Origin of the sequence: Flavobacterium sp. CG_9.10 (assembly GCF_015752245.1) — a bacterium.
In the GTDB taxonomy this organism is placed as follows: domain Bacteria; phylum Bacteroidota; class Bacteroidia; order Flavobacteriales; family Flavobacteriaceae; genus Flavobacterium.
The window spans coordinates 69,978-83,991 of sequence record NZ_JADOVD010000016.1; the positions used below are offsets into that span (position 1 = coordinate 69,978).

A 14,014-nucleotide genomic window follows, 5' to 3' on the forward strand; every position below is an offset into this window, starting at 1 on the left:
ACTCAAAATTATATAATTTTTAACATGCTGCCTACTTCAGTAAAGGCATTAATTGCCTTATCTAAATGAGCAGTTGTATGAGCCGCTGATAATTGAACCCTAATTCTCGCTTTATCTTTTGGAACTACTGGAAAAAAGAAGCCAATTACATAAATTCCTTTTTTCAACAATTCATTTGCCATAGTTTGCGATAACTTAGCATCATATAGCATCACTGGCACGATTGCTGAGGCGCCGTCAATAATGTCAAAACCTGCTTTTTTTATTCCTGCTTTGAAATAATTAGTATTCCATTCTAATTTATCACGCAAAACAGTGTCTCTCTCTAATATCTCAAAAACTTTTATAGACGCTCCAACAATGGCCGGCGCTAAAGAATTCGAAAACAAATATGGTCTTGATCTTTGACGCAATATTTCAATAATTTCTTTTTTAGCTGTCGTATAACCACCCATCGCTCCGCCTAAAGCTTTCCCTAATGTTCCAGTAATAATATCTACACGTCCCATTACACCTTTGGCTTCTAGTGTTCCTTTTCCATTTGCACCTATAAATCCTGCGGCATGGCATTCGTCAACCATGACCATAGCGTCATATTTATCAGCTAAATCACAAATTTTATCCAGTGGCGCCACTAAACCATCCATAGAGAAAACACCATCTGTAACTATTAATTTAAAACGAGTTCCTGCTTCAGTAGCCTTAATCAATTGTTGTTCTAAATCTTCCATGTTGCTATTTTCATATCGATAACGAGCAGCTTTACACAACCGAACGCCGTCGATAATAGAAGCATGATTCAAACTATCCGAAATAATACAATCTTGTTCTCCTAATAATGGTTCAAAAACCCCACCATTTGCATCAAAAGCTGCTGCGTAAAGAATCGTGTCCTCTGTTCCGTAAAATTCCGCAATCTTTTTTTCCAATGTTTTATGGATATCCTGCGTTCCACAAATAAAACGCACTGATGACATGCCGAAACCATGCGTATCCAATGCATCTTTAGCAGCTTGAACCACTTCTGGATGCGAGGACAGTCCAAGATAATTGTTAGCACAAAAATTTAAAACGGTCTCTCCCGTAGAAATCGTAATTTCGGCTCCTTGTGGTGAAGTGATAATTCTTTCTGATTTGAAAATTCCGTTATCTACAATAGTTTGAAGCTCTGATTGCAAATGTTGTTGTATTTTTCCGTACATGATTTTATTAATGTTTAAGTTTTAAAGTTCTTGCCCTAAAGACATGAAAGTTCAAAGTTTATATTTTTCGGTTACAAATGTACTACATCGATTGCTGAACCTATATACACAAGTGCTTTTTTTACCACTTTATATCCCATTAATTCAATTGCACTTTGATAGTTCTCGAGTTGTAATTGGTATTTTGAATTGTGCGTTCCCGTTTTATAATCCAATAAAAACACTTCTTTATCTTTAGTCAAAACCATTCTATCCGGCTTGATAGTCTTCCCTTGCTTTTGGATTATGGTTTGTTCGTTTAAAACCTCATTTTCCTCAGAAAAATAAGTTGAAAGTTCACTATGATTAACAATTTCCTGAATGCTTTTATAAACAGTTTCTTTTTGACTAAAAGTGATCAATCCACTTTCAATGGATTTTGTAATGGCCAAATCCACATCGTTTTTCGTTTTCACAAAAGACAAAATTTCGTGAACTACATTCCCATATTCTATAGCTTCCTGTTGATACGTTCCCCACATTAAAGCTTCTCGCTGCGCAATTTTTATATTCTTTGGATTGAGAATTTCCAGAACCAAAGGAATTGTCTTGGAAGTATCGACATGCTTCTTTTCAATAGATAATTTTGTGGATTTCCCAATTTCGTATTCCAATTTACTTTCGTCAAATTGTCCTTTATTTATCAAATAATTAATAAAAAAGGCACACATATTATTTTTAGGAATTTCTCCTTTTCGGGACAAATTCATATTGGAAATTACATACAATTGTTCTTCGGCACGAGTTAAAGCCACGTATAAAACATTGATGTTATCTAATAATTCCTCTTGTTTTTTTTGATTGTAAACTAACGATGCTTCCTCGCCAAAACCTTCAACGGCACTGCTATTATCAATTAAAACTTTGGGCAGACCAAAATCCTGTTCTTCGGCGTTGAGCCACAACTTATCTTTTGGCTTTCTTGAATAATCTTCTTCTGCAAAAGGAAAAATAACCACCGGAAATTCCAAACCTTTCGATTTGTGAATCGTCATAATCCGAACTGCATTATTACCTTCCGGTGAAGGAATACTGAATTTGTCGGCATTTTTATCCCAAAAATTCAAGAAGTCTGAAATTCCAGCTTGGTTCCGAATGTCTCGTTCGAGAACAATGTCTAGGAAATATTGGACGTAGGCATTACTTATTTTTGGATTTAGAAATTTTGAAATAATAACCTCGACAGCCTCATACAATGATTTTTTCCTGATGTTTTGAAATGAGAGTTCGACATTGAAACTCATTAACCATTTTTCGAAATCGGCTTCCTGCTTCTGTTCCATTCCTTTAGCAATGAAATCATGAACCGGTAATTGATCCTGACTGTTTTGAGCCAAATATTGAAGAAAGTTAGCTTTCGCCTCTAAATCCGAATTATTCTTTAAATACTTCAGCAAATGAATAATCAGTCGAACTTCAGTCGCGTTTTGTATCATCAAAGTTTCTGATGACAAAAGCGGAATTTTTTGTTCTGTCAAATAATTGGCAATCGCAATTCCCTGGCTTCGTTTTCTGGTCAAAATCACGATGTCTTTGTATTCAAAACCTTCCCGAATTACTTTTTGAATCGTATTTAATGTCGCCAAAACATACAATTCCGTTTTATCCAAGGCTTCTTCCTCTCCCGAAGCTTCGGGATTATCATCTATTTTCTCCACTTTTGGGATGAAAGAAATATTCACATAACCGCCCGTTTTATCGTTTGTCTTTTGGTGGCTGTGATTGGCATATAAATCTTTATAATCTAAATGTTCGAATTCATTCGATAATAATTGAAAAAAGTCATTGTTGAATTCAATTACCTGCGAATACGAACGATAGTTTTTATCTAAATGTTCCAGAACTTTCTCCGGATTATTAAACGGATTTTGATCTTTACTCAAATCGATAAATTGTTCTGCTTTCCCGCCACGCCATCTATAAATGGACTGTTTTGGATCGCCCACAATCATCAAAGTTCCTTTTTCGCCATCAATTTCGCTAGATGTGGCGTTATCTATAAGCGGAATCAGGTTTTGCCATTGCATTTCGGATGTGTCCTGAAATTCGTCAATAAAAAAATGACGGTAACGTTCCCCTAATCTTTCATATATAAAAGGAGCAGGTTGATTTTGAATTTCCCTGTGAATTATTGCATTAAATTCGGAAATGGAAAGTACGTTTTGCTCGCTTTGGATTTTTGCCAATTCATTACTAACCGTATTCAACAATGACAAAGGCGTAATGTTTTTCAGGAAAGCTTTGTAAAAATCTCGCTTTTCGAAAGTTTTATAAATCCGGTCCAAAATCTGTAATAATTCCGGGATTATGTTTTCAATAATTGCTCTATCTTTGGCGGTTTTATTGATTTTTATATCATCAAATTCGTGGTAGGTTTTGTTTTTTGGATTGAATTTTCCTTCTTGAATGCTTACCAAATGTTTTGGGAAATGTCCTGCCGAAAATGATTTAATATCAATTCCATTTTTTTCTATTAACGCCAATGCTTCTTCCGCAAAAACAACACTTTCTTTTTCCAAAACTTTGCAAGCCTCAGCCAATTTTGCTTTTATTGCAACAAAATCGGCTATGGATTTATCTTGAAAATGCGTGATTTCGTTTCTATTATTTTCATTGAGAACCAAACGACCGGTATCGAGAATCTCTCGTGAAATATCCCAAGATTTGTCATCATCGGTTTTTTCCATCGTAAAATCGATCAACAACTTTGTCAATGTTTCATCTTCTCCGGCTTGCGCTATAATGGCATCAACGGCTTCAACCAACAAATTTTCGGTATCTAAAGTGACTTCAAAAGTCATGGGCAAACCTAAATCATGAGCAAACGCCCGAATGACTTTATGCGTGAATTTATCAATCGTAGAAATATCAAACGCGGCATAATTATGAATAATGTGCTTGATGATTTGTTGCGATTTGGTTTTAACTTCAATAAGAGAAAGCCCAATTGGCTCTTCGCTCCATTCCTCAGGATTGTCTATTTTTCTTTTACCCTCCACCAAATCCTGCATTAAAGCCTGTGATTTTGGGCTTGGCTCGTCTTTGGCAAATTCAGAAAGACTGCCTACGATGCGGCTTTTCATTTCGTGCACCGCTTTGTTGGTAAACGTAATGGCGAGAATGTTGCGATAGGCATCATTTTTCTTGGCAACAAGAATAATTTTTAAATATTCTTTGACTAATGCATAGGTTTTTCCGGAACCGGCTGATGCGTCGTATATGGAGAAGGAAGGTCTTTGCATCTAGATTTTAGATTTCTGATTAACGATTTTAGATTTCTGATTTAAGATTAGCTTTCTAATTTCCTAAATCTCCTAGCCCTGATGGAAACGACATCCTTTCTTGCCGGTTTTCGGCAGGAAAGATATAGTGAACAGCAGGAAATAGCTCCTAAAAACAGAACTATTAACAGGTTACTTTTAAAATTTGTCCCGAAACTTCGGGATAAACCTTAAAAGTAGTATTTTTGCAGCATGGAAACAAATAGACAGAAAAAAATAGGTGGGGTGATCCAAAAAGATTTGGTTGATATTCTGCAAGGTGAAGTGAGAAAAAACGGAGTTAGTAATTTGATAATTTCGGTATCCAAGGTTGTTGTAACTTCAGATTTATCTGTGGCTACGGTGCATTTAAGTGTTTTTCCTCAGGATAAAGCAAAAGAGATTTTAGAGGCGGTTAAGTCGAATTCTAAAACGATAAAACATGATTTATCACAAAGAGTACGTTTGCAATTGAGAAAAGTGCCTAATTTGGTTTTCTTTATTGATGACTCTTTAGATTACATTGAAAAAATTGACAATGCCTTAGCGAACAGAGATAATCCTATAGAAAACAGAGATCTTTTGGATAAACGCAGATTTCAATAAAATTTGAATTTTCCTCTTTACATAGCCAAACGCTATATTCTTAGCAACAGCAAAAACAACGCTATTAATATCATCAATCGCATTGCCAGCATGGGAATTATTGTGGGGGCGATGGCTTTGTTTGTGGTTTTATCCGTTTTTAGTGGACTGAAAGTTTTTAGTCTTTCGTTTACCAATGACATTGATCCGGATTTAAAAATAAGCAGCACTTTAGGGAAATCATTTTTTATTTCTCCCACTCAGGAAAGCCAAATTAAGAAAATTGATGGTCTTGCTTCGTATACCAAAATAATTGAAGAACGGGTCTTATTTACTTTTGACGGAAAACAAGAAGTTACTTATCTGAAAGGTGTTGATGCCAATTTCAGTAAAGTTAATGCAATTAAAAAAAAGCTTTTTAATGGTCAGTGGCTGAAACCGGATACGTATCAAGTGGTTGTTGGTTATGGAATTGCCCAGAAGTTTTCGATGGGTTTACTCGATTTTAATAATCAATTGGAAGTTTTGGTCCCAAAGCCAGGAAAAGGCACCATCGAAAATCAAGAACAAGCCTTTAACAAAACTGATATTATTCCTGTTGGTATTTATGCCATCAGCGAAGATTTAGACTCAAAATATGTTTTTGCCGATTTAGGTTTAGCGCAAGAATTATTGGAATACAAAACCAATCAGATTTCCGGAATTGAAATAAAAGAGAAACCGGGAGCGGATGAAAATGCTATTATCAGCCAACTACAAACTATTTTCAATACTAAAATTACCGTAAAAAATAGGGCTCAGCTTAATGAATCGCTCTATAAAATGTTGAATACTGAAAATATAGCCGTGTATTTAATATTTACTTTGGTCATTGTTGTGGCGCTTTTTAACTTGATTGGCGCTTTAATTATGATGATTTTGGACAAAAAAGGAAATCTAAAAACTCTTTTTAATTTGGGAACAGAAATCAAGGATTTGCGAAAAATATTCCTGCTTCAAGGTACTTTATTGAGTGTTTTTGGCGGGATTATCGGGCTGGTTTTAGGAATTATAATTGTGTTACTGCAACAACAATTTGAACTTATTATGATAACACCGACACTGGCTTATCCTGTAGTTTTCAATTTAGAAAATGTACTAATTGTTATGGCAACCATCGTTACGCTTGGGTTTGTGGCTTCACTTATTGCGAGTAGTCGTGTAAGTAAAAAATTGTTGGAATAGTTTTTTACCGCTAATTCGCTAGTTTTTTAAAAAGATTAATCTTCAAATTTATCGGCTCTTTTTAATAAGATCAACAACTATAAATTAGTGGAATTCGTATTAAAAATATCTGGTTACACTACCTCATAACCCGCATATGACTCTTCAATTTCATTCAAAGCGGCGAACAATTCTTCAGGACTATCTAGCGTTACTAATTTTTGTTTGTGGGTTTTAAAAGAATGTATTCCTTTAAAATAATTGGTATAATGAGGACGCGTTTCAACAATTCCTAGTCTTTCTCCTTTCCATTCCATAGCCCAAGTGAGGTGATTTCGAACCGCTTCAACTCTATCAATAACGGTGGGTTTAGCCAAATGCGCTCCTGTTTTGAAATAATGTTTGATTTCGTTAAAAATCCACGGGTAACCAATCGCGGCACGACCAATCATGATTCCGTCAATACCATATTCATTTTTATATTGTAATGCTTTTTCGGGAGAATCGATATCGCCGTTTCCGAAAATAGGCATCGTGATTCTTGGATTATTTTTTACTCGGGCAATATGTGACCAATCGGAATGACCCTTATACATTTGGGCACGCGTTCTGGCGTGAATGCTTAAAGCAGCAACCCCAATATCTTGCAAACGCTCCGCAACCTCATCAATATTGATGGAATTATCATCCCAACCCAAACGGGTTTTTACGGTTACTGGCAAATGGGTGCTATCGATTACGGCTTTCGTTAAGCGAATCATTAAATCGACGTCTTTTAAAACTCCGGCTCCGGCGCCTTTGCAAACGACTTTTTTAACAGGACATCCAAAGTTAATATCGATCAAATCTGGGTTTACCGCAGAAACAATTTTAGACGACATCGCCATGGCTTCCTCGTCACCACCAAAAATCTGAATCCCAACGGGACGCTCGTAATCGAAAATATCTAATTTCATTCGGCTTTTGATGGCGTCGCGAATCAATCCTTCGGACGAAATAAATTCGGAGTACATCATATCGGCACCATGCATCTTGCACAATCTGCGGTATGGAGGGTCACTCACATCTTCCATAGGTGCAAGAAGTAATGGGAAATCAGGTAATTCTATGTTGCCAATCTTGACCATCTGCTTAATTTTTGTGCAAAATTACAACTTTTAGATGAATCACCGATTGCAAGAAGAGAAAAGACTTAGCAGTAAACCTTTTAGTTTGTAGATTCTAGGCTTTGAAGCTATTGATTTTAGCGTATATTTGCAGATTAATTGTCGCGATTTGCGGATGTGCGTGAGGGATAGAAGAGGAAATCCTTTTCCTTTTTTCTTTAAAAAGGAAAAGATTGTAACGAATAGCCCGACCGAGCTGGAACGATAGTGGAAGAGAGGTCACGCCCTGAAATTAATTCAGGACAAACCCAAAATAAAATTGATACTTACTGAAAATGAAACATATTAGGAATTTTTGCATTATTGCACATATTGATCACGGGAAAAGTACGCTTGCTGACCGTTTACTTGGGGCAACTCAAACGGTTACCGCTCGCGAAGAAAAGGCGCAATTGCTAGATAACATGGACTTGGAACGCGAACGTGGGATTACGATTAAGAGTCACGCGATTCAGATGGAATACACCTATAAAGGACAGGAATATATCCTGAATTTGATTGACACTCCAGGACACGTGGATTTTTCGTATGAAGTTTCTCGTTCGATTGCGGCTTGTGAAGGTGCGCTTTTGATTGTGGATGCAGCGCAAAGTATTCAGGCACAAACAATTTCGAATTTGTATTTGGCTTTAGAAAATGACTTGGAAATTATTCCGGTTTTGAATAAAGTGGATTTACCAAGTGCCAATCCAGAGGAAGTAAGTGACGATATTATTGATTTATTGGGATGTAAATTGGAAGATATAATTCATGCTTCGGGTAAAACTGGTTTTGGTGTAGAGAATATATTGGCGGCGATTATCGAAAAAATTCCACCTCCATCCGGAAATGTGGATGAGCCATTACAAGCCTTGATTTTTGACTCGCATTATAATCCGTTTAGAGGAATTGAAGTTATTTTCCGTGTGAAAAACGGACAAATAAAAAAGGGTCAGAAGATTAAATTCATGGCTACCGGAAATGAATATTTTGCAGACGAAATTGGTACCTTGAAATTGAATCAAGTTCCCAAACAAGTAATTTCAGCCGGTGATGTTGGGTATTTAATTTCTGGAATTAAAGAAGCAAAAGAAGTAAAAGTGGGTGATACGTTGACGGATGCAAAAACACCAACAACGAATATAATTAAAGGTTTTGAAGATGTGAAACCAATGGTTTTTGCGGGAATTTATCCTGTAGATACTGAAGATTATGAAGAGTTGAGAAACTCTATGGAAAAACTACAGTTGAATGATGCTTCGTTGGTATTTTTACCGGAAAGTTCGGCAGCTTTAGGATTTGGTTTCCGTTGTGGATTCTTGGGAATGTTACACATGGAAATTATTCAGGAGCGTTTAGAGCGTGAGTTCAATATGACTGTTATCACAACAGTTCCCAACGTTTCGTATTTGGCTTACACCAAAAAAGATCCTACGACACCACTTATTGTAAACAATCCTTCGGACTTGCCTGAGCCTTCTCGTTTAGACCATGTTGAAGAACCTTTTATAAAAGCAACTATCATTACAAAATCCGATTATGTTGGGAATGTAATGAGTCTGTGTATCGAAAAACGAGGTTTGATTACCAACCAAACGTATTTGACAACAGAACGTGTTGAATTGACTTTCGATATGCCTTTGGCAGAGATTGTATTTGATTTTTACGATCGTTTGAAAACGGTTTCTAAAGGATATGCTTCGTTTGATTATACACCAATCGGAATGAGAACTTCTAATTTGGTTAAAGTGGATATCTTATTGAACGCAACGATAGTCGATGCTTTGTCCTCTTTGATGCATGCCGATAATGCGTATCAAATTGGTAAAAAAATGTGTGAGAAATTGAGAGAATTGATTCCTCGTCAACAATTTGACATTCCTATCCAAGCTGCTATTGGGGTTAAAGTTATCTCACGCGAAACCATCAAAGCCTTACGTAAAGATGTTACGGCCAAATGTTATGGTGGGGATATTTCACGTAAACGTAAATTATTAGAAAAACAGAAAAAGGGTAAAAAACGTATGAGACTGGTTGGAAATGTGGAGATTCCACAAGAAGCGTTTATGGCGGTTTTGAAATTGAATGATTAAAGCCCCCTAATCCGAGAGGGAGGAATTAGGATGAATTAAAAAAAAAATCCAGCTAAAGTGATTTAGCAGGATTAGTATTTTGCACAGAGGACAAGATTAACTCAGTTGATTCCGCATAGGGAGCCTCATAAGGAAACTAATGCTTTGCAATACATGTCTCTTCCTTTTTTGATCTAAACGCTTAGCCAAACAAAAAAATGGCACACTATTAATTAAAAAATGCTTCCCGTTCAGGAAGCATTTTTTATTTGCAGAGAGGATGGGATTCGAACCCACGATGCAGTTACCCACATACTAGCTTTCCAGGCTAGCTCCTTCAGCCACTCGGACACCTCTCTATTTTGGTTTGCAAAGAACACGAAAAAAAATGAGGTAGAAAAGTAAAATCTAATTATTATACCATTTCTCCACGCAAAGATGTTTCGAAAATCTCTTTGAACTCTTTCGGAGCTATTTTTTGACCTAATAAATACATTAATTTGGAGATTGCTGCTTCGGTAGTGATATCCTTTCCGGAAATAACGCCAATTTCTTTCAAAGAGGTACTGGTTTCATATTGTCCCATACTCACACTTCCAGCAGAACATTGAGTAACATTAATGATGTGCAATCCTTTAGCAATGGCTTTTTTCAAAAGATTGATAAACCAATCTTCTGTAGGAGCATTTCCGGCTCCATAGGTCTCTAAAATAACACCTTTTAGACTTGGAACATTAAAAATAGCAGATAAAACTGCTTCGTTAATGCCCGGAAACATTTTAATAATAGCTACGTTGTTATCCAAATTTTTATGGACTTTCAATTGCAAATTGCTATTCAAAGGCAAAAACAATTCAGAATTCAGTTTTAAATGCACGCCAGATTCTACTAAATCAGGATAATTTGGCGACGTAAATGCTTTGAAATGTTCGGCATTTATTTTTGTGGTTCTATTACCTCTATATAATTTATATTCAAAATAAAGACACACTTCACTGATGACTGGTTTGCCATTCTCCCGCAAAGAAGCAATTTGAATCGCAGTTATCAGATTTTCTTTCGCATCAGTACGTAAATCTCCAATAGGCAATTGAGAACCCGTGAAAATTACCGGTTTTGATAAATTCTCTAACATGAAACTCAAAGCAGAAGCGGAGTAAGACATTGTATCTGAACCATGAAGCACAACAAATCCATCAAATGAAGTATACTTATCTTCAATGATTGTCGCAATTTTCGCCCATTTTTCGGGGTTCATATTCGAAGAGTCAATAGGAGTTTCAAAAGAAATCGTTTCTATCTCGCAGTCCAATTGTTTCAATTCCGGTATTCTTTGCAGCAATTTACTGAAATTGAAAGCTCTAAGAGCACCGGTCTCAAAGTCTTTTTTCATACCAATAGTACCACCGGTATAAATTAAAAGTATTTTGGCTTTAGACAACATTATGGTATTTCAATTTATTGACAACAGGATTCGCATACATTGCTAAAAATCCATCCAGAGCTACCGGATTGTCATGATCTATTCTCATTTCTAACCTACGCATAAAAAGTGATTTCTCATTTTCAGTGTGCAAATGGGCATAGGTATTAGTTTTATTTACAATATCGTAAGCAATAAAATTCGTTGGCCATAATTTATAATTGCTCAATATTGCATCATCTATAACTTGTGCTAAAGCTTGTATTTGCTTATTGGTACTGTCATTTTCTGCTGCAATTATATCAATTTCTTTATCTAAAACTTCACCAACATGAATATGAATTCTTTTCTTTTGCCCTAAGGCACCGCTAAGAATGGTCATGAAATCCTCATTTTTTTCCTTGATGTAAATTTCATTATTGGCTTCTGCCATCAATTGAGGCATTTTCAAAGCATCCGTTGGGTCGTACTCATAGGAGATTGAAACCGGAACAATTTTGATTTTCTTAAAATAATCCATCAAATTTTTCTCGTCAGAACCCATTCCAAGCATTTTTAAAACACCCGGATTGGTGGCATCATTCCCGTCTTTGGTTCTTCCTTCGCGTTGTGCGATCCAAACCGAACGATTTTCATGTGTCAATAAATTACCAATATATTCCGATAATAATTTAGAGCTTTGAAGCATTTCTCTTGGACTTAAGCCACGAAGCACTAAGAAATTACGATTTAATTTAGCGAGAGTACTTAAGAATGCTTTTTTAACTAAATTATCTCCAATTGCCGAAGCTGTCATCCCTAACCCATGTTCAAATAAAGCTGTATTCAACAAAGTGGTATCCAAAAGAATATCCCGATGATTCGAAATAAACAAATAAGAAGTATTTTTTTCTAAATTTTCGAAACCTGAAGTCGTTAAACCTTCAGAGCTTTTCTCTAGTACTTTTTGAACCGAATTATAAATGAAATTACATTGAAAATCACGGATAGAATGTGTTTTTCGGAGTTGTTCTTTCCAAACTTCGTCTTCTACCTCTGGAAAGGTAAAGTTCATTAAAGCCTTCATCATAGGATGATGAACAACATTTTTAAGAGCCTCGTTTACTTCGGAATCGTAAAATGGCCGAATAGCGTCAAATTTTTGCATTTTGGTTCTCAATTTTATGTGCGCAAATGAACAAAAAAAATATTAAAATATTGTCAATTCTGTTTTAAATCCCAAAAACAGCTTTCGAATTCTGCGTTGTAACTTCCGCAATCTCATTTGCTGAAAGGCTATAAATCTGTGCCAACTTATCGACCACATGAACCAGATAACCGCTCTCATTACGTTTTCCTCGAAAAGGAATTGGCGCCAGATACGGTGAATCAGTTTCCAAAACGATATGTTTTAACTCAATTTGATTCAGAAATTGGTCGATTTTTCCATTTTTAAAAGTTACTACACCCCCAATTCCAAGTTTCATATTATAAGAAATAGCCCTCAAAGCTTGCTCATATGTTCCAGAAAAACAGTGAAAAATACCAAATAAGTCAGCTGATTGTTCATCTTCCAAAATTTGAAAAATTTCATCGAATGCTTCTCTACAATGTATTACAATGGGTAATTTATATTTTTTTGCCAATCGGATTTGGCTTCTAAAAGCAATTTGCTGCTCTTCTAAATGTGTTTTATCCCAATATAAGTCAATCCCAATTTCGCCAATAGCGTAGAACTTTCTTTTCTTTAATTCATTTTCGACATGCATTAACTCTTCCAAATAATTCTCTTTTACATACGTTGGGTGCAAACCCATCATTAAAAAGACATTATCAGGATAATTTTTCTCTAAATCGTACATCGCTTTGGTGCAAGTAGAATCAATTGCTGGAATAAAAAAACGTGATACGCCCGCATTTATCGCACGTTGTATCATTTCGTCTCTGTCTTGGTCAAATTCTTCGCTGTAAAGATGCGTATGTGTATCTGTGATTGTCATTTGTTTTATTTGAAAGATACAAAGTTACTGTTTTGATTGCTCAATTTTTAGAATCTTGGATTTTTAGATTACATTTGAATTTCATTTTTGATTTATGAAAAACCTGCACAATATTCTTAAAAAAGAAAATTACAGAAAAGTAAAGTTTAAAATTACCAAAACACAGCATCTTTTGATAAAGGCGAAAATAAATGGTGTAATTGGCAATTTTATTCTGGATACTGGGGCTTCAAACAGTTGTGTAGGATTTGAAAGTGTTGATTTATTTTTATTGGAACCCAAAAAATCCAAAACTAAAGCTTCAGGGGCGGGCGCAACGGGAATGTTTACTCAACTGGCTTTAAAAAATCATTTACAATTAGGGAGTTGGAAAGACATTTCCTTTGATCTCGTAATTTTTGATTTATCCCATGTAAATGAAGCGTTAAAGCAACATAAATCAAAACCCGTGCATGGAATTATCGGTGCCGATGTTTTGATGAAAGGAAAAGCAATTGTGGATTACTATAACCATTATTTGTATTTATTGAAATAACAAAAAAAAAGCGTATCGAAAAACGATACGCTCTGATCCTACTACAAACTCAAAAAATTTACTCTTTAACTATTTTAGTGGTAATTACTTTTCCGTCAACATTCGTTCTAACGATATAAACTCCTTTTGAAAGTTCATTAGTTTGAATGGTTGCAGAATTGCTTTTTGGATTTTTAACCAAAATTTCCTGGCCTAAAACACTATATATACTCACTTTTTCAATTGTACTATTAGCTTCAATTGTTAAAACGTTTGAAACTGGATTTGGATACATTCTTACAGATGAATTGGCCTTGAAATTCGCAACTGAGAGATTTTTAGCACCAAATTTCATATCATCAAAATAATATGTTTTTTCGCCTGCTGTAGCTCCAGTAGTGCCGAAATTAAAGAAAATAGAGGCTTTGTTAAAAGCATATGCCAAATTTAATGCAGCTGTTCCAGTGGCTTGATTTGCAAAATTAAATTCTAATGTTTGCCATCCTGAAGCGGTTGTTACTTGTACCTCTGTTTCACAAGAATGTGTTGGATCATTTTTATCTTCTACCTTTAAACGGACTGCAATACCAGC

The 14,014-nt window shown here is 35.5% G+C and carries 11 protein-coding genes and 1 tRNA gene; 4 read left to right on the forward strand and 8 right to left on the reverse strand.

All coding sequences use genetic code 11. The features are described 5' to 3' along the window. Positions 1–8: 8 nt before the first annotated feature. Positions 9–1,202 carry a glycine C-acetyltransferase gene (gene kbl / locus IWX84_RS13315; RefSeq protein ID WP_196851249.1) on the reverse strand — a complete coding sequence of 398 codons (1,194 nt, stop codon included), beginning with the start codon at positions 1,200–1,202 and terminating at the stop codon, positions 9–11. A gap of 71 nt (positions 1,203–1,273) precedes the next feature. Then, on the reverse strand, positions 1,274–4,483 hold the full coding sequence (locus IWX84_RS13320) for a UvrD-helicase domain-containing protein (RefSeq protein WP_196851250.1): 3,210 nt from the start codon (positions 4,481–4,483) through the stop codon (positions 1,274–1,276). Positions 4,484–4,714: 231 nt separating this feature from the next. Between IWX84_RS13320 and rbfA the strand changes: the two genes are divergently transcribed. Then, positions 4,715–5,107 carry a 30S ribosome-binding factor RbfA gene (gene rbfA / locus IWX84_RS13325; protein WP_073352883.1) on the forward strand — a complete coding sequence of 131 codons (393 nt, stop codon included), beginning with the start codon at positions 4,715–4,717 and terminating at the stop codon, positions 5,105–5,107. Between the two features lie 3 nt (positions 5,108–5,110). Then, entirely contained in the window at positions 5,111–6,310 is a 1,200-nt protein-coding gene (locus tag IWX84_RS13330) for an ABC transporter permease (RefSeq protein ID WP_196851251.1), read from the forward strand. Between the two features lie 113 nt (positions 6,311–6,423). Here IWX84_RS13330 and dusB read toward each other — a convergent pair whose 3' ends face one another. Further along, positions 6,424–7,416, reverse strand: a complete 993-nt coding sequence (gene dusB / locus IWX84_RS13335) for a tRNA dihydrouridine synthase DusB (protein ID WP_196851252.1) — start codon at positions 7,414–7,416, stop codon at positions 6,424–6,426. A 314-nt stretch (positions 7,417–7,730) separates the two neighbouring features. Here dusB and lepA point away from each other — a divergent pair, with 314 nt between their 5' ends. Continuing rightward, positions 7,731–9,527: a translation elongation factor 4 gene (gene lepA, locus IWX84_RS13340; protein ID WP_196851253.1), complete on the forward strand. Its 1,797-nt coding sequence runs from the start codon at positions 7,731–7,733 to the stop codon at positions 9,525–9,527. A 251-nt stretch (positions 9,528–9,778) separates the two neighbouring features. Here lepA and IWX84_RS13345 read toward each other — a convergent pair. The 4 genes from IWX84_RS13345 to IWX84_RS13360 form a co-directional block, all read right to left on the reverse strand. Further along, positions 9,779–9,865: transfer RNA gene (locus tag IWX84_RS13345), tRNA-Ser, on the reverse strand. 56 nt (positions 9,866–9,921) lie between these two features. Further along, a complete protein-coding gene (locus tag IWX84_RS13350) occupies positions 9,922–10,950 on the reverse strand; it encodes an asparaginase (RefSeq protein ID WP_196851254.1) in 1,029 nt (342 codons plus the stop codon). Further along, positions 10,940–12,076: a 1-acyl-sn-glycerol-3-phosphate acyltransferase gene (locus IWX84_RS13355; RefSeq protein ID WP_196851255.1), complete on the reverse strand. Its 1,137-nt coding sequence runs from the start codon at positions 12,074–12,076 to the stop codon at positions 10,940–10,942. Before IWX84_RS13355 ends, IWX84_RS13350 begins: the two co-directional genes overlap by 11 nt. Before the next feature lie 64 nt (positions 12,077–12,140). Continuing rightward, positions 12,141–12,908, reverse strand: coding sequence for a TatD family hydrolase (locus IWX84_RS13360; RefSeq protein ID WP_196851256.1), 768 nt, complete (start codon positions 12,906–12,908; stop codon positions 12,141–12,143). 94 nt (positions 12,909–13,002) lie between these two features. Here IWX84_RS13360 and IWX84_RS13365 point away from each other — a divergent pair, with 94 nt between their 5' ends. Beyond that, the gene (locus IWX84_RS13365; RefSeq protein ID WP_196851257.1) at positions 13,003–13,443 is read left to right on the forward strand and encodes a retropepsin-like aspartic protease; all 441 of its coding nucleotides are present in this window, start codon (positions 13,003–13,005) and stop codon (positions 13,441–13,443) included. A 58-nt stretch (positions 13,444–13,501) separates the two neighbouring features. On the opposite strand, the gene IWX84_RS13370 is transcribed toward IWX84_RS13365, so the two are convergent. Next, positions 13,502–14,014, reverse strand: a 513-nt coding sequence (locus IWX84_RS13370) for a T9SS type A sorting domain-containing protein (RefSeq protein ID WP_196851258.1), incomplete at its 5' end; no start/stop codon positions are given.